Raw genomic sequence first — 21,926 nt, forward strand, 5'->3', positions numbered from 1 at the left:
GCAGGATGCCAGCGCACCACAGCTGGCACATGTCGGAGTGAGGGGCCAGCCCCTCACACTCCCCGGGATATTTTTGGCCAGATGAAGAGAATCCCGTCAGACAGGGATCAGGGCAAGTGCGATGCGGCGACCTTCGGCGAGCAGCACATTGTAGGTGCGGCAGGCGGCGGGGGAGTTCATGATTTCAACACCAAGTCCGACATTTTCCAACTCAACCCGTAGCGATTGGGGGATGTGGGCCATGTCTGCGCCCGTGCCGATAAGCAGGACGTCGATCCTGCCCGCCAGGTCCAGAAGGGGGTGTCGGTCGTCATAGCCGCCCCACTCTGCCGGGCCTGCCGGGCCTGTCAGGACAGCGCCGTGGAAGACATCGCCGCCAATTCGAAAAAAACCGGGGCCATAACCGTCTATGGGTTTGGCATCTGTAAAAGTAATCTGATTCAGACGCATGATGTCCCTTCTTCAATCCAGAAGCGGCAGTCCGGAAATGACCGCAATCAGGATGACCGAATAGGCCGCGAGGCGGTAGATCCGTTCCAGTTTCGGGTCGAACAATGCTTTGCCGATAAGCGTAGTGATCAGATAAGGCACACACAGCAGCAGGACAATCCATAGGATCGACAAATCTGCGGCACCGCTGATGAGGATGTTGAAAACGATGACAACGTCGAGCAATGCCAGAAAAATGATGGTGTTGGCACGAATCTTGCGCACGTCGGTGGAACTGGCCAGATAAAACACGATGACAACCGGACCTGTCAGCCCGGTCATGCCGCCGACAACGCCTGCGCTACCGCCGATGGCGAGACGTCCGGGCAGTGCCAGTTTACCCTCCCACCGCCAGCCAGTAACCACGGCCAGCAGGGTCAGACCGGTAATGCCGCAAACAACCCAGCGCAGCGCAACCGAGTCCACCTGCACCATGATCCACAGCCCCAGCGGAACGGTTATCGTTGCGGCAAAGCCCAGAGTGCTGATTTCGACCTTGTCACAATCCCGCCACGCCTGCGGAGCCAAGGCAAAGGTTGATGCAATACCGGTGGCGGCCATCAGAAAGACCACTTCTGCAATAGGCAGGAACTGGGTCGCCACCGGCACAAAGATCATCGCGGTGCCAAAACCTGTGAAGCCGCGGACAAGTCCCGCGGCTCCGATGGTAAGGATCAGCCAAGTGAGGCCCGGCAGGGCCAAGGCCTGTTGTAGAGCCTCAGGCATCAATATTGGCAAACTGGTTGCCCGCCGTATTCGACGGTTTGGACCAGTCGCGCTTGACCCCCAGCCACAGCAGGATGGTTGAGGCCACGAAGACCGACGAATAGGTCCCGACAACGACACCCCAGATCATCGCGAAGACAAATCCGCGGATGACGTCCCCACCCAGCAGATAAAGCGAGATCAGCGCCAGTAAAGTTGTGACCGAGGTCATCACCGTTCGGCTCAGGGTTTCGTTGATCGATACGTTCAGAACCTCTTTCAGGTCCTTCTTTTTGTATTTCCGCAGATTCTCGCGCACCCGGTCGAAGACGACAACCGTGTCGTTCAGCGAATAGCCGACGATGGTCAGCAGCGCCGCGATGATCGCCAGATCGAAGCGGATTTGCAGTTCCGAGAAGATGCCGATGGTCAGGATCACATCGTGCACCAATGCGGCAACTGCCCCCAGTGCAAACTGCCATTCAAAGCGCAGCCAAATGTAGACAAGAACGGCGCCGATGGCCAAGACAACCGCGATAACAGCAGTCTGGATCAGCTCGCCCGACACTTTTGGGCCAACGGATTCGACGCTTTCAAAGGGCAGTTTTAGTCCGGGGTCTGCGGCAGCCAGCGCTTCGCCGACCTGGGTGATCACATCTGCGGTGACCGCTTCGGCGTCTTCCTGAGCCTGAATACGGATCATCGCGACATTTTCATCGGGACCGAAGCTTGGATCAAAAATCTCGGTGATGGTGACGTCACCCAGTTGCAGCGGAGACAAAGCATCGCGGTATACACCCACGTCGATTGCATGATTGCTTTGGGTCCGGATCGTGGTTCCACCGCGGAAATCGATGCCGAAGTTCAGCCCCTGCAGCAGAAATGAGGTGAACGCAATCACCATCATCAGGCCGGAGATTCCAAGCCAGATTTTCCAACGACTGAAGAAGTCGAACGAGGTGTTCTGCGGTACGAGTTTCAGTCTCATGTCAAACCTCGATCGTTTTCGGTCGGCGGCGTTCGAACCACATGACAACCATCAGGCGCGTCACGAAGATCGCGGTGAAGACCGATGTCAGGATACCCAGGCCAAGAGTGATCGCGAACCCGCGCACAGGACCACTGCCCATGGCAAACAGGATAACGGCGGTGATGAAGGTGGTTATGTTGGCGTCCAGAATGGCCGACAACGCCTTTTCATAGCCCAGATCGATGGCGCGGGCGGGACCTCTGGCGGATTTCAGTTCTTCGCGGATGCGCTCAAAGATCAGCACGTTGGCATCCACTGCCATACCGACCGTCAGAACGATCCCCGCAATCCCCGGCAGAGTCAGGGTTGCGCCGATCAGGGACAGCAAGCCGAACAACAGGCCCACGTTGATGATCAGCGCGATATTGGCGAAGACACCGAACAGGCCATAGCTGAGCGCCATGAATACCAGCACCGCGATAAAGGCCACGATTGTGGCAACTTTACCTGCGTCGATACTGTCCTGCCCCAGTTCGGGGCCGATGGTGCGTTCTTCCAGGAATTCTAGCCCTGCAGGCAAAGCACCGGCACGCAGCAGGACGGCCAGATTGGTGCTTTCCTCAACGGTGAAGTTACCGGTGATGATGCCCGACCCGCCCGGGATATGGCTTTGGATCACGGGGGCCGAGATCACTTCGTCATCCAGCACGATGGCAAAGGGTGCGCCGATGTTGTCACGGGTATAATCCCCGAACTTGCGCGCACCGGATGTGTTGAACCGGAAGTTGACCGCAGGGCGGCCGTTCTGATCGAAGGACGGCTGGGCGTCGACCAGTTCCTCTCCTGTCACGACCGGAGCGGATTCGATGTTGTAATAAACTTCGTTTTCGTCAATCGACGGCACGATTTTTTCACCGACGCCTGCGACGGCATCCGGATCGGTTCCGCGCCCGACAACCGGATTAAACGTCAACTGTGCTGTTGTTCCGATGATTTCCTTAAGTTCGCCCGCACTGCCGATACCCGGCACCTGAATCAGGATTCGATCCGTCCCCTGGCGCTGGATTGTGGGCTCTCGCGTACCGACTTCGTCGATCCGGCGGCGGATGATTTCCAGCGCCTGACGCACCGTGCGATCATCCGAGGCCAGTTTTTCTGCCTCGGACAGTTGAACAACAATCGTGTCGCCATCCGCACGGGCTTCGATATCTGTGGCACCTACACCTGTCAGTGTCTGCACCTGCCGGGCCAGACCGCGAACAACCTCCAACGCCTGTGGCATTCCTTCGGGCTGGCTGATGCGCACGCGAATCTCATCCGCGGCCGAGTCCTGACGGCGGATGGTTCCCACCGTGGCACGTTCATCGCGCAGCGCGTCGCGGATTTCCGGCCACATCGCCTCCATCCGGGATTCGTAGACGTCCTGCACCTGAACTTCAGCCAGCAGATGCGCACCGCCGCGCAGGTCGAGGCCAAGATTGACCAGGGATGACGGCAGCCAGTTCGGCCATTGCGCGGCTTCAGCCTGTATCTGCGGCGTGTCATTGCCCAGCTCGATCGCAGCCTTGGCGTCGTTGGATTGCTCGACCCGCGTGTAAAACGCGTTTGGCAGGGCCATGAGCAGACCGGTCACGCAGACCAGCCAGATCAGAACCCGCTTCCAGGTATCAAATTGCAGCATTACCCTGCCTTTTCAAGGAATTGTCGCGCGAAGTTACTTCGCCGGCTCGGTCTTGTTAAGAACCTGGGCGATGGTCGATTTGACCACGCGAATCTTGACGCCCTCGGCGATTTCGACCTCGATCTCGTTATCGCCTTCCTTGACCTTCGATACCTTGCCGATCACGCCGCCTTGCGTGATCACCTGATCACCCCGACGCACGGCATCAACCATGGCCTGATGTTCCTTCATCTTCTTTTGCTGCGGACGGATCAGCAGGAAATACATGATCGCGAAGATCAGGATCAGCGGGAGAAACTGGGCGATTGCGCCACCATCCATGGGACATTCCTTTGTTCTAGTCTTGCGGCACAGTTCCGCAAATTTGGGCGGAACCTATGCTTTGAAATGTCGGTTTGCAAGCAAAGGCGGTCATGTAACCCACTTGAATACAGGCATGTCCCGGCAACTACGGGCAAAGCGTTGCAGATATGTCCTAGGAACATAACCGAAACCGGGTATAGTTTATCTGAAGGGGGACACATGACACGGCCACTCAAGCCTTTCCTTTCGTTGCTTTATTTACTGACTGCCCTGTCGGTGAGCGTGTGGCTGTCTGGTGCGGCCTTGTCGCAGGAAGCACCCGCTGAATCGCCCCTGTCCGAGACTTCGGAATCGGACACGTTCATGGCCCCGGTCATCGTGGACGGGGACGTTCTGTTTCAGGTGCGAGGATCAAGCGCTCTGCCTGCTCCGGAGCGCGCCGAGGACGTACAGAACAAGATCATTGCGGTTGCGGAAGCGTCGGAAGCACCTTTGGTCGAGATCACATATGAAGAGACCGAATTTGGCATCTGGATTCTGGCCGATGGCCAAAGAATCTCGATCGTTACTAAAGCTGACTCTGAACTGGATCAGATGGAACTAAGTGTTCTGAGCGTTTTGCATGGCAATGCGATCAAACAATCCATTGAGGCGTATCGAGCCAACCGAACCGATCAGGCGCGCGTTTCCGGTGCTATCGAAGCGGCTGCCTGGACGTTGGGATTTGCCCTGTTTGTTGTCACAATCCTGTGGCTGCACCGTCGGATCAGGCGTCGCACATTGAAGCTGGTAAAACGCTACTTAAAGGATGTCGAAACGGCGACAGCCAAAAGCGTTCAGGCCGAAGCAATCGCGGCCCTTATCCGCTATGGTCTGAACTTCGTGCTGCTGATCATCTTCTTTCTCGGTTTCTACTATTACCTGTCCTTTGTTCTTTTGGCTTTTGCGGAAACCAGATATTTCGCACAGCTTCTGCTAACCTATCTGACCGAGCCGGTGCTGCTTATCTTCCGGGGCATCCTCAGCTATATCCCCAATCTGATTATGCTGGGCCTGATCACATGGGTCACGCTGTATATCATCAAAGGTCTGCGCGTGTTCTTTGATGCGGTCGAAGCCGGTTCGTTCGAAATGGGTGATTTCGAAAAACACTGGGTCAACCCGACGTTCAACATTGCCCGTGTCGTCGTTATTCTGATCGCGCTGGTTTTTGCGGTTCCCTATATTCCGGGCTCAGACTCGGCCGCGTTCCAGGGGTTAACCCTTCTGGTCGGCGCCATGCTGTCTTTGGGCGCGAATTCAGTCGTGTCCAACATGCTGGCCGGGCTGTTTGTGATTTACCGCAGGTCTACCTCAATCGGCGACCGTATCCAAATCGGAGACCATATCGGCGATGTCGTTCAGATCAAACTGATGGAGACCCATCTTAAGTCGATCAAGAACGAACTGATTTCAATCCCCAATGCACAGTTGATGAATTCAGATGTCGTGAACTTTTCGAAGAAAACTGATGGTAACGGGCTGTTGCTGCACACGACCGTTGGCATCGGCTACGAAGAACCCCCTGAAAAGGTTGAGGCGATGCTGATTGAGGCCGCCAACCGCACCAAAGGTATCAAGGCCAATCCTGAACCTTTTGTGCTGTGGACGGCGTTGGCCGACTACGCGATCAACTATCAGATCAACGGCTACACCACCCGCGGCAGCATCATTCCCAAAATCCGTTCGGACCTGCATCGAAACATTGTTGCGGTATTTAACGAAAACAATGTGCAGATCATGACACCTTCTTATGTGGCTGACCCGCCTGAGCCTAAAATACCGGCCGGGGCATGGGAGGGCCATCTGGCGCATGAAACCCACGAAGACGCTGATAAGTCGTAACCGGTGCTACACCCTGCCCCGCAGATGGTGCATAAGCGGGTTCAGTGATTCACGCATTCAAGGATCTGAGACATGCACGACATCCGCGCTATTCGCGAAAACCCTGCCGCCTTTGACGCCGCCCTAGCGCGCCGTGGGGACGCGCCGGTGTCGTCAGATCTGCTGAGGCTGGACGAAAGCCGGCGCGCCAAGATTCTGGCTGCCGAAACCGCACAGGCCGAACAAAACAAGGCCAGCAAGGAAGTCGGCGCTGCTAAGGGACGCGGCGACGAGGCTGAATTCGAACGCCTGCGCGCGCTTGTCGCCGAGAAAAAGGCCGAAGTCGCCCGGATGCAGACCGAGGCCAAGGATCTGGATGCCTTGCTGACCGATCAACTGGCCCGCATCGCCAACCTGCCCGCCGATGATGTGCCGCAAGGCGCGGATGAAAACGACAATGTCGAAGTCAACCGCTGGGGCACCCCGCGCGATTTCAGCTTTGCACCGAAAGAGCATTACGACATTCCTGCCGTCGCAGCCGCAATGGATTTCGAAACCGCCGCCAAAACCAGCGGCAGCCGATTTGTGAACCTGTCCAAGGGGGTTGCCCGTATCCACCGCGCGTTGGCCCAGTTCATGTTGGACACGCATATCGACAGGAACGGTCTGACAGAAATGCAGACACCGGTTCTGGTTCGGGATGAGGCGATGTATGGCACTGATAAACTGCCTAAATTCGGTGACGACAGCTATCAGACGACCAATGGCTGGTGGTTGATCCCAACCTCCGAGGTCACGCTGACTTATTCAGTGGCTGGTGACATTCTTGAAGAGGCTGCGCTGCCCATCCGTATGACCGCCCATACTGTCTGTTTCAGATCCGAGGCCGGAAGTGCGGGCAAGGACACCGCAGGGATGCTGCGCCAGCACCAGTTCGAAAAGGTCGAGATGGTCTCGATCACCCATCCCGACGCGTCAGATGACGAGCAAAAGCGCATGTTGCGCTGCGCCGAGGATCTGCTGGAACAGTTGGGTATTCCCTATCGCACTGTTGTTTTGTGCACCGGTGATATGGGCTTTGGCGCGCGCCGCACCTATGACATCGAAGCGTGGCTGCCCGGACAGGACACCTATCGCGAGATCAGCTCGGTCTCGACTACAGGCGCGTTTCAGGCACGCCGGATGAATGCCCGGTTCAGGCCTGAAAATGGTGGCAAGCCCGAATTTGTTCATACTCTGAACGGTTCCGGTCTGGCTGTCGGGCGTTGCCTGATTGCTGTTCTGGAGAATGGGCAGAATGAAGACGGCACTGTTTCGCTGCCCGAGGTACTTGGTCCTTATCTGGGCGGCAAACTGACCCTGCAACTGGACGGTACGTTGGCCTGACAGACGAAACCGGCGCCGTCAGGCACCGGTTAGGACATCAACAGAAGGCGAAGAGGTTTTACTTCTTCGCTTTTTTCTTGTCCTTCTTCTTTCCGCTTTTTTTACCGTCTTTCTTTTTTCCGTCCTTTTTTGACTTTTTGTCCTTTTTGGATTTGGCTTTCACCTTATCCTTGGCCTTTGAAAAAGCGGCTTCCATCTCTTTACGTTTCTTCGCGGCTTTTTCGGCCTTGGCCTTGGCTTTGGCTTTTTTCTTTTCAGCAGCTTCGGCTTTTTCGGCGGCTGCTTTTTCTTCTGCAGCTTTGCGTGCGGCTTCCTCGACCCGTTTCTCGGCTGCGGCTGCGGCGATTGTTTTGCGTGGCGCGGCTTTGCGTTCAGAAGGCCTGCGCGCCGCCGGAGTCCGGGCCGCAGTTCGGCGTGTTGCCGGTTTCGCAGCCGCCGGTTTTGCGGCAACGGCTTCTTTGGCAGATGCAATCAAAACCAACGCGCGCGCCTCACCGATCCGAGGGACCTTGACCAAATCAGCGGGAGTTGCCTTGGCTATTGCCTCGGCGGTCTTGAAACCATTGGTAACAAGGGCCTGGCCAAGCGCCTCTCCTACACCTTTTATGTCGGTCACAGCGGTCATTCTGGGTCCTTTCTCTGTCTGATTACTGGCTCGTATATACAAAAGATACACGAGCCCGCAAGCTGTGTGGTGGTCGTCCCTGTTCTGCCAGCTTAGTTATGGGCAAGACCAGCGGCTCGGTTGTTTCTCGGAAAGGGTACAAGGCGCTTGGCATCTTCGTCCCATAGCTTCAGGTTCAATGCCGCCACGGCCTCGGGAAACTTGATCCGGCGAGGGGTGTATTCCGGCGGCAGGTTATAGTGGCAGGCACGCAGGCGATATGATGGGATACGCGCGTTGAAATGGTGGATGTCGTGCAACGTGATGCAGGCCACAGCCATATCAAACCACCATCCGAAATCCAGTGCGGATGATCCCTCAAGCGCTGCTGTCTGAGGATTCAGATCGGGGCGGCGATCCCAATAGGTGTCTTCGAAATTGTGCTGAAGATAAACGAGGAAGACGCCCAGCATTCCACCCAAAAAGGAAAACACCAGCCAGACCCAAATGCCCGTCATACCCGCGATCAGATACAACAATCCAAGAAAAACAACGATCGACAGGTTGTGCAACACCACACCTTTGGCGCCAAAACGCGCCGTATTCTTGGGCCAGCGGTATCGGATGAAATAGGTGAACAACGCACCGACCGGAACCAGGATGAGCGGATTGCGATACAGCCTGTAAAACAAACGCGTTTTCCAATCAGCCGTATTCCACTCTCGCAGAGTCATCGTATGAATTTCACCCGTCTCGCGGTGTTCAAGATTTCCGATGCCCGCATGGTGCAGATTGTGGTTTTGCTTCATCACCTCGAACGGGGCGAAAGTGAAAGGTGAAAGACCATGCCCTGCCCATTCGTTTTGAATCCGTGTTTCAAACAGAGAATGATGCCCACAATCATGTTGCAACACATAAAGCCGTACTGCGGCAAAGGCGAACACGATCCCGGCGGGTATCATGATGTACCATCGATCAACAAAGGTGATCGCAAGGGTCAGCGACGCGAAATAGACCGCAAATGTGCCAAAATAACTTGCCGCGGCCAATCTGTTGTCCTGCACCGCGTAATGTCTTGTATATTCCCTCAAATCCATCCAGCCGTCTCCTTACGATGGCCGTTCAGTTTTCTGTTCAAATCTAGGTGCGGCTAGTCCGCGTGCAAGCAGTGCGTGCCCAAACAAATGCACACGCATGAATGCTAGCGTGGAGAACAGAAACTGTCACGCCCCCGTGAGGTAAGATGCTGAAAATTGGCGCAGTTACGCGCGGCCTTTGAGATGCTTGGCCAAGGCGCCCGCATTCTTCTTGCGCCTCCCCTTATATGGGTTCTTGTCACCCTGCCCGCGCAGCGTCAGACGGATTGGGGTGCCAGGCATGTCAAAGTCCTGACGCAGCCCGTTGACCAGATAGCGGGTATAGCTTTCGGGCATCTTATCGGGATGAGAACACATCACAACAAAACCCGGCGGCCGCGTTTTCGCCTGGGTCATATAGCGCAGCTTGATGCGGCGGCCCTGCGGGGCCGGCGGCGGGTGTTGTTCCAGCATGGCAGTCAGCCACCGGTTCAACGCCGCGGTTGGCACACGGCGGTTCCAGACATCATGGGCGCGCAGGATGGCGGCGCGCAATCTCTCAAGCCCGCGGCCCGTTTTCGCCGAGACGGTAACCAGAGGGGCACCGCGCAGCTGCGGCAGCAAGCGATCAAAGGCTTCTTTCAGCTCCCGCAGCTTTTCCTGCTTGTTTTCCTCGACGTCCCACTTGTTTACAGCAACAACAACAGCCCGGCCTTCACGTTCGGCCAAGTCGGCAATTCTCAGGTCCTGTTGTTCAAACGGAATGGCCGCGTCCAGCAGTACGACGACAACCTCGGCGAACTTCACCGCGCGCAGACCGTCTGACACCGAAAGCTTTTCAAGCTTTTCCTGTACCTTTGCTTTCTTGCGCATTCCCGCCGTGTCAAAGATCCGCATCGGAGTGCTTTCTCCGTCCGGGTCGGCCCAATCGATCCGCAGGCTGATAGCGTCACGGGTAATCCCGGCCTCGGGCCCCGTCAACAGGCGGTCTTCGCCGATGATCTTGTTGATCAGCGTGGACTTGCCCGCATTCGGACGGCCGACCACGGCCACCTGCAACGGCTTGGCAGCGGTGATCAGGGGCATTTCGCCCTCACCGTCTTCATCCAACTCAATATCTGTTTCCGGGGCTTCTTCGACCTGCTTTTCCTCGGCTGCATCCGCCAATGGCATCAGCTGAGCATAAAGGTCGGTCATCCCCTCGCCATGTTCACCCGACATGCGCACCGGTTCACCCAGACCCAGATTGTATGCCTCGAGCACCCCGGCATCCGCTGCGCTGCCTTCAGCCTTGTTGGCCGCAAGGATCACGTGCTTGGACCGCTTGCGCAGGATTTCTGCAAACATCTCATCCGTGGGCGTCAGCCCGACCCGCGCGTCGATCATGAACAGGCAGACATCGGCCATGTCCACGGCGCGCTCGGTCAGGCGGCGCATCCGGCCCTGCAAACTGTCATCTGTCGCGTCTTCAAGCCCGGCCGTGTCGATTACGGTAAAGCGCAGATCGCCCAGACGCCCTTCGCCCTCGCGCAAGTCACGCGTCACACCAGGCTGATCGTCGACCAGCGCCAGACGTTTGCCTACGAGGCGGTTGAACAATGTGGATTTGCCCACATTCGGGCGCCCCACGATGGCGAGGGTCAGCGACATGATACTCTACTTTCAAGACTCAAGTTGCGCCCTTTAACGCATCTTGCCGTCAACGGAAAGCGTGTAGATCACCTTTGGTCGAAACAACATACAGCGTCTGCCCGGCCACAACGGGGGATGCTGTCGCGCCTCCGGGAACTTCAGCCTGATGTACCAGTGTTCCGTCAACTGGATTGAAGAACCGCAGATACCCGTCGTTGGATGCAACGACAATACGACCCCCGGCCAGAATTGGGCCGTAGTGCGCGAAGATCGGTCCCCGGCGGCCACGCTTGTCCTTGACAAAGCCCGGCAGGTCCTGCGCCCAGATGACAGACCCGTCCGCCGCGTTCAGGCGCACCAGCTGGCTGCGATCACTGATCAGGAAAATGCTGTTGCCCGCAGGCCAGACTGTATCGACCGCACCTTCATCCGCCGTCCACTGGCGCTCGCCGGAAGCGGCATCAAATGCGACGGTCCGGCCCGAGTGATTGCCGATGTAGATACTGTTGCCAACAACCATCGGACCGCCGGTCACATCGACGATTTGTGCCGCAGCGCGCCCGCGACGCCCCCCTGCCACAGACGCGTTCCATCGACGGATACCGCCGCGGCGGAACGTGGCGGCTACGTCGCCCGAGCCAAAGGCAAATACGGCCAGATCAGACGCTATTGCAGGCGCAGGCGCACCCAGAACGTTCCCGACGCTTGGTGTGCCTTCGAATTGCCAGGCTATGCGTCCGTCCTTGGTGTTTACAGCCCAGCCGGTTTCGTCTCCGGCCACAACGTATAACAGCCCGTCGTTCACCAGCGGTGCGCCGCTGCCAGTCGCTTCCAAGCGTTTTTGCCAGCGCACAGAACCCGATTTGGCGTCCAGCGCAGTAAGCCGACCGAACCCTGACGACACATAAAGGACGCCGTCGGCATAAGCCAAACCACCACCTGTTGCATCCGAGTCGCCATCACTTGGCGGGATCAGGTCGGTCTCCCATGCCAACTGCCCCTGCGGTGTGACCGCTGAAACGGTCGCCCCCGAATCCAGTGTAAAAATCAATCCTCCCGCAACCACCGGCTCGGCGGTAATGCGCTGCTTGCGCGAGTCACCCTGCCCAATCGAAACAGACCAGATCCGCTGTGGCGTCGCGCGCAAGGCGGCATGCGTGGTCCGGTACGCGGGCGTTCCCGGACTTTGGGACCAATTGGCGTTGACCTGTTGCCCCGGCAAGCTGATCGGTTGCGAGCCGCGCTTTTCGACCGTTTCAAGATCTGAAACAGGGCGAATATCCTCGCGTTCACCCGGCAGAATGGCTTCGGGCGGCTCACAGGCCGCCAATGCGGTCAGGGCCAGCGCCGCAAAAGGCATTCCCGTGCGGGAAAAAAATCTTTTTACCATGATACTCCGAACTCGCCTGTCGTTAAGTCTTTTGTCCCGCCTGGTCAGCCTTGCTGCGCCACCAATGGTTCAGGTTCCCCACCCAAAGCAATGATCATTTGCGCGGCGCGCTGTTGCAGGTCGATACCCACCTCGGCATCCTGCCGCAGCGCCTGCAACCGGTCCAGCGCAGCATCGACATTGCCGTCGGCCACGTCAATCAGGGCCAACTGTTCTTCCGCCAGCAACCGCAGAGGAGCTCCGGGGGATGCCAACGCCTCGAACTGTTGCCGTCGATCGGCGGCAGGCAAAGTATCGCCTTGCAACAGCAGCGATTTGAAGCTTGCAATCGCGCGGTAAATCTCGGGCAGGTCGCCCTGAACGGCAACCGCGTTCAGGCTGTTGACCGCGTCCTCTCGGGATCCGGATTCGACCTGTGACGCGGACAGCAACATATCCAGCACGGCTTTCCCGCCCGGTGACATCGCCTCTGCCTGCGCAAGACCAGCAGCCCTTGCAGCCGGGTCATTTTCGGACAACGCAGCAAGAATGGTGTCACCCAATTGCTGAGCTTGCGCCGTGTCCCGCGCCTTGCGGTATTCATTGAAAGCGGCACCGCCTACGATCAACACGACGGCGACGACACCCACCCAGCCCCAGCGACGCAGCAACAGATAGATCCGGTCGCGGCGCACCTCTTCGGTGACCTCATCAATGAAACTGTCAATATCGCTCATCCAAGCCCCCGGGCTGTCTATCTTGTGTAAGTGCGCCATGTCATACCCCGGCACCAACGCCAAGCCAAGGGTTCGATTTTGCACATTTTGACCGCTTTGCTTCCCTCTTGCGAAAAAATGCAAACCGAACTATTCAGTTCAGTATGGAAAAGATGCCGAACAGACCCCATTTCATGGCGTGACAGCCCAAGTATTAATGGCGCAGATTCTTAGGAGAAACACTGTATGCGTTTGATTTCATTCATCAACGCCCTTCTCGTGATTGTTGCACTGTATTTTCTGGTGTTTGAACGTGACACCTTGTTCGCCTTTGCCGGACGCGGTGATGCCGTGGAAGCAACACAAGACGAAGCAGCAGAAACCGAAAACTCCGATATCTCTGCCGTGGGCGTTGTCGCCGTGCGCTCGAAAGCGCGCGAAATTGACAGCGCCGTGCTGCTGCGTGGTCAGACCAAGGCGAACCGGCAGGTCGAAGTGCTTTCAGAAACCACGTCCACCGTTATCTCTGAGCCCAAACGCAAAGGTGCGTTTGTAGACGCCGGTGACATATTATGCGAACTTGATCCCGGCACGCGCCCGGCACAACTGGCCGAAGCCATGGCGGGCAAACTGGAAGCCCAGAGCCGCATCCCCGAAGCCGAAGCACGCCTGACAGAGGCACATGCGCTTGTGGCCGAGGCCGAGATCAATCTGACTGCCTCGCGCAAACTGGCTGAAACCGGATATGCGTCGGAAACCCGCCGCATCTCCAGCGAAGCGGTGATGAGCTCTGCGAAAGCCGGTGTGAAAACAGCCGAAGCCGGGTTGGAAGCCACGCGTGCAGGTATCGAAGCCGCCGCAGCAGCAGTCGAGGCCGCACAGCGAGAGGTTGGCCGCCTGACCATCAAAGCCCCCTTCAAGGGTTTGCTGGAAAGCGACACTGCAGAACTGGGCAGCCTGATGCAGCCTGGATCACTTTGCGCGACTGTCATTCAACTGGACCCGATCAAGCTGGTCGGCTTCGTGCCCGAGACCGAAGTCAATCGGGTGCTTGTTGGGTCCGAAGCATCGGCAACACTTGTGACCGGTCGGCAACTGGGCGGTCGGGTCACGTTCCTCAGCCGGTCCGCGGACGAGACAACACGTACATTCGAGGTGGAAATCACCGTTCCGAACCCAGACTTGACCATTCGCGACGGTCAGACCGCCACCATCCTCATCGCGGCAGAAGGAACGAAAGCCCACCTGCTGCCGCAATCGGCGCTGACACTCAGCAACGAAGGGCAATTGGGTGTGCGCACAGTTGGCGCAGGCAACGTTGTTGACTTCATGCCAGTCCGCATCCTGCGCGACACCGCCGAAGGTGTCTGGATCGACGGCTTACCGGAAACGGTTGATATCATCGTGGTCGGGCAGGAATTCGTGATCCGCGGTGTTACCGTTGCACCAACTTATCGGGAAGCCTCGCAATGACGGGTATCGTCGCATGGGCCGCAGGCAGGGCCCGAATGGTAATGGCGTTCATCGCCATTTCACTGGTCGTAGGCGGCTTAGCCTATGTCTCGCTTCCGAAAGAGGGTGAACCGGATATCGAAATCCCTGCCCTTTTCGTTTCGGTGCAGTTTCCCGGGATTTCAGCGGAAGATTCGGAAAACCTTCTGGTCAAGCCAATGGAGACCGAACTGGCGGATCTCGACGGGCTCAAGGAAATGTCTTCGACTGCGGCCGAAGGCTATGCCGGGGTCGCGCTGGAGTTTGAATTCGGCTGGGACAAGACCTCGATCATGGCGGACGTGCGCGATGCCATGAACACGGCCCAGGCTGATTTCCCTGAAGGTGCGGAACAATACTCGCTGACGGAAATCAACTTTTCCGAATTCCCGATCGTCATCGTCAACCTGACCGGAGCTGTTCCGGAACGCACAATGGCCCGTGTCGCCAAGGATTTGCAGGACGAGCTTGAGGCGCTGGATTCCGTTCTCGAAGCGGGTATCGCGGGCAATCGTGACGAGTTGCTTGAGGTCATCATCGACCCCCTGCGGCTTGAGGCGTACAACGTGACCGCGGCCGAGTTGATCAATGTCGTGCGAAACAACAACCAGTTGATCGCAGCGGGCGAAGTCGAAACCGCACAGGGTACATTCTCGGTCAAGATCCCATCGTCATTCAAAACGGCGCAGGATGTCTATGCCTTGCCGGTCAAGGTCAATGGCGACCGGGTTGTAACGCTGGGTGAGCTTGCACAGATCAACTACACTTTTGAAGATCGCGAAGGTACCGCCCGTTTCAACGGCGAAGCGACCGTCGCGCTGCAGGTTGTCAAACGCAAGGGATATAACCTGATCGACACCGTAACGCAGGTGAAGGAAACCATTGCTGAGGCCAAGACAAAATGGCCGCCCGAGCTTCAGGCGGCGGTCGAGCTTGGGACGTCAAACGACCAGAGCCGCATTGTCGGTTCAATGGTCAGCCAGCTTGAAGGCTCGGTTCTGACTGCAATCGCCCTGGTGATGATCGTGGTTCTGGCATCTTTGGGTACGAGGGCCGCGCTTTTGGTCGGTTTTGCGATCCCGACCTCGTTCCTTCTGTGTTTCGCGTTTCTTGCGGTCATGGGCATCAGTATCTCGAACATCGTTATGTTCGGCCTCATCCTGGCCGTGGGGATGCTGGTCGACGGTGCCATCGTGGTGGTGGAATACGCAGACAAACGCATCAAGGAAGGTGTCGGCCCGATGCATGCCTATGTCGAGGCGGCCCAACGTATGTTCTGGCCCATCGTATCCTCGACCGCGACGACGCTATGTGCCTTTCTGCCCATGCTGTTCTGGCCCGGTATACCGGGCGAATTCATGGGGATGCTGCCGGTCACGCTGATCTTTGTTCTGTCGGCTTCGCTGATTGTGGCGCTGATCTACCTGCCGGTCATGGGAGGCGTTTCGGGGCGTCTGAGCCGTGTTTTCGACCGGTCTTCGAACTGGCTCCGGGCGCGTACCCGGTGGTGGGTTCGGGCAGTGATGGTACCCCCGTCGCTCTACATGATTTTCCTGGGTGCGATGCAGGTTCTGAACCCTGACTATCTGCTGCCCGGAGGAGTGGTCGCTGGTGCCCTGCTGTTCCTGTTCGGGGCCTTTGCCGGGTCTGTAACGCTGAGCGCAGCCAAGTTCGAGCGGGCGGAAGAAAACCACGTTCACACGGCGGACGAACACACACCTTTCGGACATGTGATCGGGTTCCTTGTCGGCAACCCGATCATGCCGATCGTGTCGCTGGCGGCAGTTTTCTCTGCCGTGTATTTCGTGACCTTCGTCTGGTTCCCGCAGGAATCCCGAGGTGTCGAATTCTTCGTTGAAAGCGAACCGGAACAGGCAACTGCTTACGTCCGTGCCCGTGGCAACCTGTCACTGGCCGAAAAAGACGAGATGGTGCTGCAGGCTGAACAGATCATTGGATCTCATCCGGCAGTAATCAACGTCTTTTCCTTTGCAGGCGAAGGCGGTCTGAACCAGAATACCGGCGGCGCGCAGGCACCGGCCGATACGGTGGGGCGCGTCCAGTTCGAAATTATCCCATGGGAAGATCGCCCGAACGTTTCAGAATCCGCTTTGTGGGGATTGTTTGAACGCCACTTTGTAGCTCCTGAATTTGATGGCGATTACGTAATCGACGATCTTAACGACAAACTTGCGACAATACCCGGTATCGTTGTTGAAATTCTGGCATTGGAACAGGGCCCAGCCTCGGCCAAGCCCGTTCACCTGCGCATCAAGGGGGATGGTTGGGACGAGCTTACATCGGCCACCGTCACCGCGCGCCAGGTCTTTGACGAAACGCCGGGGCTGATCAAAACCGAAGACACCCTGCCCTTGCCGGGCATCGACTGGCAGATCGACGTCGACGTGGCCAAGGCCGGCCGGTTCGGTGCTGATGTGGCCACCGTCGGTGCCATGGTGCAGTTGGTAACACGCGGCATCCTGCTGGGTGAGATGCGCCCCGACAGCACGGATGAAGAGATCGAGATCCGTGTCCGATTGCCGGAACAGGATCGCGTGCTGTCGACATTGGACACGCTCAAGGTCCGCACTCCGGACGGGTTGGTTCCGCTGTCGAACTTCGTGACCCGGGAACCCGTGGCGAAACTGGCCCAGATCAACCGTGTCGACCAGCAACGTTATTATGACGTCAAGGCGGATGTCGAACCGGGGCTGAGCAAGGTTGTGACCAAAGGGCCGGACGGGAAAGAAGAACGTCTGGCCGTAATGCGTGAAGTGACCGACGGTTATACTCCTACCGGCACCGTGCTGGACGGCGACGGTGGAAAGTCCTACGAACTGGTTCAACTGACCGGTGCAGAGAGTATTGATCAACTGCGTAGCGTGATTGACGCAGGAGACGCGCAGTTCGCCCTGATCAACCCGAATGAGCGGATCGCAGTTCTGACCGAATGGTTGGAAACCAGCCCCTTTGCCAACTCGATCAGCTGGCAATGGACCGGTGATCAGGAAGAGCAGGAAGAATCCGGCGCATTTCTGGTGAACGCCTTCATGGGCGCATTGGGGCTGATGTTCGTGATCCTGCTGGCCCAGTTCAACTCGTTCTACAATTCGGTGCTGGTGCTGTTGGCGGTTGTTCTTTCGACCACCGGGGTTCTGATCGGCATGATCGTGATGGAGCAACCCTTTTCGATCATCATGACGGGCACCGGCATCGTTGCGCTGGCAGGAATTGTGGTGAACAACAACATTGTTCTGATCGATACCTATCAGGAATACAGCGCCTATATGCCAAGGATCGATGCAATCGTCCGCACTGCGGAATCCCGCATCCGCCCGGTTTTGCTGACCACGTTGACCACGATGGCCGGTTTGACCCCGATGATGTTTGGGCTTTCGCTGGACTTTATCAATGGCGGCTATTCCATCGACAGTCCCACTGCCCTGTGGTGGAAACAGCTGGCCACAGCGGTTGTCTTCGGTCTTGGCATCGCCACTGTTCTCACGCTGATCGTGACGCCGTCACTTCTGGCCCTGCGTGTCTGGGTGACAACTTACGCTGTCTGGCTCAGCCGCGGGCTTGCCCGTGTGACTGCGGGGCGGTCCAGTCAGATCGCGCAGGACATGGCTATTGGTCGCTCGGCCCGCAAACTACAGGCGACCGAGATTGTGTGGGACGAACCGTCACAATCCGAAGTCCGGTCACGAGACGAGCCTATAGATCAGGTTCCGGGATCGCCGCTAAAAGCCGCAGAATAAGAATGAAAGGACCGGGTTTCCCGGTCCTTTTCGTTTTCGGTCGTCACAATCTGGACCATGTCTGGTGCGCGCAAATCGCGTGTTCACAGCCTTTGACCATGAGGCTGTTTCCCTGCAACGTCATCTGTGGAACAGCGTCAACGTCGATCAGGGGAACCCAGAACTCACCCCCGCCGTATTTTCCACCGCCTTCGCTGGACACATCCCAGAACAGCTTTTTCCCAATATTCGGCGTTTGAACTTCTTTGCCCGATGAATCAAAAGCCGAAAGTATCGTGCCGCAGAACTTGTCCGCGCAGGCGGATATCTGGATATGCGAGATCAGGTTCTTTCGATCAGGCTCGGTTTTCCAAACGCCCTCGATCGGGTCAGCCGCGACCATAGCCGGAAGAAGAACCGCAACAGCGACAGGTACTATTCGTCTTGCTAATCCATTGATCATGGCGTTCCCCTTCATGCACGGCGCATCCTAGCACATTCCGCGGGCAAGATGAGCCCCTCAGGCGGCCTCACTGTCCGACTGCTGGCGGTTCCACAGTTGAGCATATCGCCCAGACCGTGCCAACAGCTCGTCATGTGTGCCCTGTTCGATGATCTCACCGGCCTCAAGAACAACAATCCGATCAGCCTCGGCAATGGTGCTGAGGCGATGGGCAATCGTGATCACGGTCCGCCCTTCCCCTGCGCGCGCCAGCGCATCCTTGATGTCCTGTTCCGTGTCGGTATCCAGGGCCGAGGTCGCCTCGTCCAGCAACAGGATCGGAGGGTTCTTCAGCAATGTCCGCGCTATGCCAACCCTTTGCTTTTCGCCGCCGGACAGTTTCAGACCGCGCTCACCCACCATGGTGTCGTACCCGTCGGGCAGCGAAGTGATAAAGTCATGAATCTGGGCGGCGCGGGCTGCGGCCTCGACATCCTCAGGGGTGGCATCGTCGCGCCCATACGCAATGTTGTAGCGAATAGTGTCATTAAACAGCACTGTATCCTGTGGCACAACGCCGATCGCTGCATGCAGGCTGGTCTGGGTCACATTCCGCACATCCTGCCCGTCGATCTTCAGCGCGCCTTTGGTCACGTCGTAAAACCGGAACAACAGCCGCCCGATGGTCGACTTGCCAGACCCAGTCGCCCCGACGATTGCGACCGTCTGTCCGGCCGGAACCATCAAGGAAACACCCTTGAGGATTTCCCTTTCGGGGTCATACCCAAAATGCACATCTTCAAGTGTGACCTCACCACCTTTGACAACAAGCTCGGGTGCATCAGGCTGATCGGTGACTTCGGCGGGTTGTTCGAGCAGATCAAACATCTGCCCCATATCAACCAGCGATTGCCGGATCTCACGATAGACCGTCCCCAGAAAGTTCAGCGGTACGGTGATCTGGATCATATACGCGTTGACCATGACAAAATCGCCCACGGTCAGGTTCCCATTCTGAACGCCAATTGCGGCCAGAACCATGACTCCGATCAGGCCGCAGGTGATCAGGAAGGATTGGCCAAAATTCAGAAACGCCAGCGAATAGGCCGTTTTCAGCGCCGCGCCGGCATAGGCTTTCATCGACACGTCGTAACGTGCAGCTTCGCGCGCTTCCGCGTTGAAATACTTGACGGTTTCGAAGTTCAGCAAACTGTCAATGGCGCGCTGATTGGCTTCGGTGTCCTGATCGTTCATCTCACGCCGCAGCTTTACCCGCCATTCGGTCACGGCAAAGGTGAACCAGATATAAAGGCCGATGGTGACGGCGACGACGACCAGATACCAGACGTCGAACAACCACATCAGGATGATCGCAACCAGCAACAGTTCCAGGATCAGCGGCCCGATCGAGAACAGCAGGAATCGCAGCAGGAATTCCACGCCTTTGACGCCCCTCTCGATGATACGGCTCAGCCCGCCGGTGCGGCGCGAGACGTGATAGCGCATGGACAGGTTATGGATATGCCGGAACGTCTCCAACGCCAGCGCCCGCAAGGCCCGCTGTCCGACAGGTGCAAAGGCGGCGTCCCGCAGTTGCTGGAACCCAACCGTCATCATACGCGCCACGCCGTAGGCAACCGTCACACCCACTGCGCCCAGCGCCAGCGGCGGCACGCCTTCACCTGCCAAAGAATCAACGGCGCCTTTGTATAGGATCGGGGTATAGACCGCGATCAGTTTGGCCAGAACCAGCATCGCCATTGCGATAACCACGCGGCGCTTTACCCAAACCTCGTCCTGCGGCCAGAGGTAGGGCGCAACCTTGCGGATTGTCCGCCAGCCTGAACTGCGCTCGCCGCTCTGCACCCCGTCACTCGAGGCCATCGGAGATGTTCGTCTCATCACGTACCTTGTCTGCGGTCAGAGAAAGGCTCTGGCCCGCAACGGGCCAGTGCGTTGATTATTCCGGTATCGTAAAGATTTGCCCCGGATAGATCAGATCCGGGTCGCGGATCAAGTCGCGGTTGGCTTCGAACAGGCGCACATACAGGATGCCATCGCCAAAGCGGTCACGCGAGATCGCCCACAGCGTGTCGCCCCGTTGCACAGTGACCGACCGGATTGCCGGTGCATTGTCCTGCCCGGCCGTTCCGTCACCGCCACCCGTTGCAGCTTCTAACACTTCCACAGGCTCGCGTTTGAACGGGGTTTCGACCCGGCTGCGAACTGTCCCGTCCGTGTTCACAGCGTCAACACGCAACGTGTAAACACCGGGGTCGATGCCGTCCAGATCACTCCGCCAGGATCCATCCTGTTCCGGAGCGAGGTCAGCAACCAGACGATTGTCCAGATATACCCTGATGGCCGCCCCGTCCTGCACTCGCCCGGTCAACTGAACATCACCGGTCTCAGAATACCCGATGGTATCCAGCGCGACCTGTTCCGGCGGGGTATCCCGAACTACGGGCGGTTGCACGAGTTCAACGCCTTCTTCGCCCGACCGCAGTACCGCGATCTGCTGACCCGTTTCAGATGTCTCTGCCGACTGGTCGGCAACCTGCGCTTCGCTGGTTTCTGGCGCGGTGGCTACAGGGTCTGATGTTTCGGTCTCAACTGGGGTTTCGGTCTCTGGATCAACAACCGCCGAGGCTATCTGTTCTTCAGCTTTGGTTGTTTCGCCCTGATCGGCAGCGTCAGTTTGCTGCGCAACCGGCTCTTCTTCAACTGGCTTCGGCAGAGCGGCGATCAGATAGTCGTCAGACCGGGTTGTTTGCCCGCCGTTTTTGCCGTGCAGGATTAGCCCCTGCGCGGCATCGCTGAAGGGGATCGAGACGAACTCGGCGAACTGCCCACTACTATCCACCGTGAATGTGTGTATGGTTTCACCGTTCAGGAGAACTTCAATCTGGCTGCCCGGCTCGGCGTCACCTGACAAAAGCGCCGTTCCATCTGCTTCAACAAAAATCTGATCTAAAACCGGGGGGGCCGTGGGTGCCTGTGCATTCTCTTCCGTCGGGGCCGTTGCAGTATCTGCGTCTGGAACAACATCTGTTGCCGCAGCCGTGTCTTCTGCGGGTTCAGCGGTTGGTGCCTCATCCGGTGTTACGGCGGCCTGCTCAGCTGGTTCTGTTGTGGTAGTTTCCGCGGGCGCTTCGACCGCTTGGTCCTGCGGTTGCGTGGCTGCAACGGACGCGGGTTCCTGCGGTGCGCCCGCCTCAGGCTCTGGCGCTCTGGTGAAAGCGCCGGACAGATACAAACCCCCAACGCCCAGCACGGCAACCAGACCCGCAATCACACCCCAGACAAAATTGCCCGAGCTTCCGTTTCCCGATTTGGCGTCCATTGTTTTCCTTTCACCCCGCCGTACAAAAGCTTTGTCTTCAAAAGCCTTCCAGCGGACAGTTGAGCCAATCTATCAATCCCGCTATCAGGGGTCAAAACCTCTGACACAACCCCGGAGCG

Annotated in this window: 17 protein-coding genes; 4 read left to right on the forward strand and 13 right to left on the reverse strand. The window is 57.7% G+C overall.

Annotated elements, in window-relative coordinates; genetic code table 11:
• Positions 1-96: 96 nt before the first annotated feature.
• The 5 genes from ACR0M3_RS03775 to yajC are packed head-to-tail and all read right to left on the reverse strand — an operon-like array spanning position 97 to position 4,166.
• Positions 97-450 carry an Mth938-like domain-containing protein gene (locus tag ACR0M3_RS03775; RefSeq protein WP_480480338.1) on the reverse strand — a complete coding sequence of 118 codons (354 nt, stop codon included), beginning with the start codon at positions 448-450 and terminating at the stop codon, positions 97-99.
• 12 nt (positions 451-462) lie between these two features.
• Complete coding sequence (locus ACR0M3_RS03780; protein WP_480909772.1) at positions 463-1,215, reverse strand: sulfite exporter TauE/SafE family protein; 753 nt, start codon at positions 1,213-1,215, stop codon at positions 463-465.
• Entirely contained in the window at positions 1,208-2,182 is a 975-nt protein-coding gene (gene secF / locus ACR0M3_RS03785) for a protein translocase subunit SecF (protein WP_480485245.1), read from the reverse strand. Before secF ends, ACR0M3_RS03780 begins: the two co-directional genes overlap by 8 nt.
• Before the next feature lies 1 nt (position 2,183).
• Entirely contained in the window at positions 2,184-3,845 is a 1,662-nt protein-coding gene (secD, locus tag ACR0M3_RS03790; RefSeq protein ID WP_480485244.1) for a protein translocase subunit SecD, read from the reverse strand.
• Positions 3,846-3,878: 33 nt separating this feature from the next.
• The gene (gene yajC, locus ACR0M3_RS03795) at positions 3,879-4,166 is read right to left on the reverse strand and encodes a preprotein translocase subunit YajC (protein WP_209503494.1); all 288 of its coding nucleotides are present in this window, start codon (positions 4,164-4,166) and stop codon (positions 3,879-3,881) included.
• A 201-nt stretch (positions 4,167-4,367) separates the two neighbouring features.
• On the opposite strand from yajC, the gene ACR0M3_RS03800 reads away from it, so the two are divergent.
• Both ACR0M3_RS03800 and serS read left to right on the forward strand, forming a co-directional pair.
• Positions 4,368-6,032 carry a mechanosensitive ion channel family protein gene (locus tag ACR0M3_RS03800; RefSeq protein WP_480504676.1) on the forward strand — a complete coding sequence of 555 codons (1,665 nt, stop codon included), beginning with the start codon at positions 4,368-4,370 and terminating at the stop codon, positions 6,030-6,032.
• Positions 6,033-6,104: 72 nt separating this feature from the next.
• The gene (gene serS / locus ACR0M3_RS03805; protein WP_480909775.1) at positions 6,105-7,397 is read left to right on the forward strand and encodes a serine--tRNA ligase; all 1,293 of its coding nucleotides are present in this window, start codon (positions 6,105-6,107) and stop codon (positions 7,395-7,397) included.
• A 58-nt stretch (positions 7,398-7,455) separates the two neighbouring features.
• On the opposite strand, the gene ACR0M3_RS03810 is transcribed toward serS, so the two are convergent.
• From ACR0M3_RS03810 to ACR0M3_RS03830, 5 genes are all read right to left on the reverse strand, one after another.
• A complete protein-coding gene (locus tag ACR0M3_RS03810; protein WP_209596859.1) occupies positions 7,456-8,022 on the reverse strand; it encodes a helix-hairpin-helix domain-containing protein in 567 nt (188 codons plus the stop codon).
• Positions 8,023-8,114: 92 nt separating this feature from the next.
• A complete protein-coding gene (locus ACR0M3_RS03815) occupies positions 8,115-9,098 on the reverse strand; it encodes a fatty acid desaturase (RefSeq protein ID WP_480909777.1) in 984 nt (327 codons plus the stop codon).
• Positions 9,099-9,263: 165 nt separating this feature from the next.
• Positions 9,264-10,727, reverse strand: coding sequence for a ribosome biogenesis GTPase Der (gene der, locus ACR0M3_RS03820; protein WP_480480322.1), 1,464 nt, complete (start codon positions 10,725-10,727; stop codon positions 9,264-9,266).
• A 49-nt stretch (positions 10,728-10,776) separates the two neighbouring features.
• Positions 10,777-12,099, reverse strand: a complete 1,323-nt coding sequence (locus tag ACR0M3_RS03825; protein WP_480564196.1) for a PQQ-like beta-propeller repeat protein — start codon at positions 12,097-12,099, stop codon at positions 10,777-10,779.
• Between the two features lie 44 nt (positions 12,100-12,143).
• Positions 12,144-12,815, reverse strand: a complete 672-nt coding sequence (locus tag ACR0M3_RS03830) for a hypothetical protein (protein WP_480480318.1) — start codon at positions 12,813-12,815, stop codon at positions 12,144-12,146.
• Positions 12,816-13,040: 225 nt separating this feature from the next.
• Between ACR0M3_RS03830 and ACR0M3_RS03835 the strand changes: the two genes are divergently transcribed.
• Both ACR0M3_RS03835 and ACR0M3_RS03840 read left to right on the forward strand, forming a co-directional pair.
• On the forward strand, positions 13,041-14,267 hold the full coding sequence (locus ACR0M3_RS03835; protein ID WP_480909779.1) for an efflux RND transporter periplasmic adaptor subunit: 1,227 nt from the start codon (positions 13,041-13,043) through the stop codon (positions 14,265-14,267).
• Entirely contained in the window at positions 14,264-18,043 is a 3,780-nt protein-coding gene (locus tag ACR0M3_RS03840) for an efflux RND transporter permease subunit (protein ID WP_480909780.1), read from the forward strand. The genes ACR0M3_RS03835 and ACR0M3_RS03840 overlap by 4 nt, the downstream gene beginning before the upstream one ends.
• 43 nt (positions 18,044-18,086) lie before the next feature.
• Here ACR0M3_RS03840 and ACR0M3_RS03845 read toward each other — a convergent pair whose 3' ends face one another.
• From ACR0M3_RS03845 to ACR0M3_RS03855, 3 genes are read right to left on the reverse strand one after another with little or no spacing between them, the layout of a single operon-like run.
• Positions 18,087-18,485 (reverse strand): DUF2147 domain-containing protein, encoded by a 399-nt coding sequence (locus tag ACR0M3_RS03845; protein ID WP_480485235.1) that lies wholly within the window; start codon positions 18,483-18,485, stop codon positions 18,087-18,089.
• Between the two features lie 57 nt (positions 18,486-18,542).
• Positions 18,543-20,366, reverse strand: a complete 1,824-nt coding sequence (locus tag ACR0M3_RS03850; protein ID WP_480485233.1) for an ABCB family ABC transporter ATP-binding protein/permease — start codon at positions 20,364-20,366, stop codon at positions 18,543-18,545.
• A 58-nt stretch (positions 20,367-20,424) separates the two neighbouring features.
• Positions 20,425-21,807 carry a LysM peptidoglycan-binding domain-containing protein gene (locus ACR0M3_RS03855; protein WP_480909781.1) on the reverse strand — a complete coding sequence of 461 codons (1,383 nt, stop codon included), beginning with the start codon at positions 21,805-21,807 and terminating at the stop codon, positions 20,425-20,427.
• Positions 21,808-21,926 lie beyond the last annotated feature (119 nt).

The sequence above is a fragment of the Ruegeria sp. O5 genome, assembly GCF_056535105.1.

Excerpts from the sequence above, each read along its gene's own strand:
- ACR0M3_RS03775 (WP_480480338.1), bottom strand. The coding sequence starts at position 450 with ATGCGTCTGAATCAGATTACTTTTACAGATGCCAAACCCATAGACGGT.
- ACR0M3_RS03780 (WP_480909772.1), bottom strand. The coding sequence starts at position 1,215 with ATGCCTGAGGCTCTACAACAGGCCTTGGCCCTGCCGGGCCTCACTTGG.
- secF (WP_480485245.1), bottom strand. The coding sequence starts at position 2,182 with ATGAGACTGAAACTCGTACCGCAGAACACCTCGTTCGACTTCTTCAGT.
- secD (WP_480485244.1), bottom strand. The coding sequence starts at position 3,845 with ATGCTGCAATTTGATACCTGGAAGCGGGTTCTGATCTGGCTGGTCTGC.
- yajC (WP_209503494.1), bottom strand. The coding sequence starts at position 4,166 with ATGGATGGTGGCGCAATCGCCCAGTTTCTCCCGCTGATCCTGATCTTC.
- ACR0M3_RS03800 (WP_480504676.1), top strand. The coding sequence starts at position 4,368 with ATGACACGGCCACTCAAGCCTTTCCTTTCGTTGCTTTATTTACTGACT.
- serS (WP_480909775.1), top strand. The coding sequence starts at position 6,105 with ATGCACGACATCCGCGCTATTCGCGAAAACCCTGCCGCCTTTGACGCC.
- ACR0M3_RS03810 (WP_209596859.1), bottom strand. The coding sequence starts at position 8,022 with ATGACCGCTGTGACCGACATAAAAGGTGTAGGAGAGGCGCTTGGCCAG.
- ACR0M3_RS03815 (WP_480909777.1), bottom strand. The coding sequence starts at position 9,098 with ATGGATTTGAGGGAATATACAAGACATTACGCGGTGCAGGACAACAGA.
- der (WP_480480322.1), bottom strand. The coding sequence starts at position 10,727 with ATGTCGCTGACCCTCGCCATCGTGGGGCGCCCGAATGTGGGCAAATCC.
- ACR0M3_RS03825 (WP_480564196.1), bottom strand. The coding sequence starts at position 12,099 with ATGGTAAAAAGATTTTTTTCCCGCACGGGAATGCCTTTTGCGGCGCTG.
- ACR0M3_RS03830 (WP_480480318.1), bottom strand. The coding sequence starts at position 12,815 with ATGAGCGATATTGACAGTTTCATTGATGAGGTCACCGAAGAGGTGCGC.
- ACR0M3_RS03835 (WP_480909779.1), top strand. The coding sequence starts at position 13,041 with ATGCGTTTGATTTCATTCATCAACGCCCTTCTCGTGATTGTTGCACTG.
- ACR0M3_RS03840 (WP_480909780.1), top strand. The coding sequence starts at position 14,264 with ATGACGGGTATCGTCGCATGGGCCGCAGGCAGGGCCCGAATGGTAATG.
- ACR0M3_RS03845 (WP_480485235.1), bottom strand. The coding sequence starts at position 18,485 with ATGATCAATGGATTAGCAAGACGAATAGTACCTGTCGCTGTTGCGGTT.
- ACR0M3_RS03850 (WP_480485233.1), bottom strand. The coding sequence starts at position 20,366 with ATGAGACGAACATCTCCGATGGCCTCGAGTGACGGGGTGCAGAGCGGC.
- ACR0M3_RS03855 (WP_480909781.1), bottom strand. The coding sequence starts at position 21,807 with ATGGACGCCAAATCGGGAAACGGAAGCTCGGGCAATTTTGTCTGGGGT.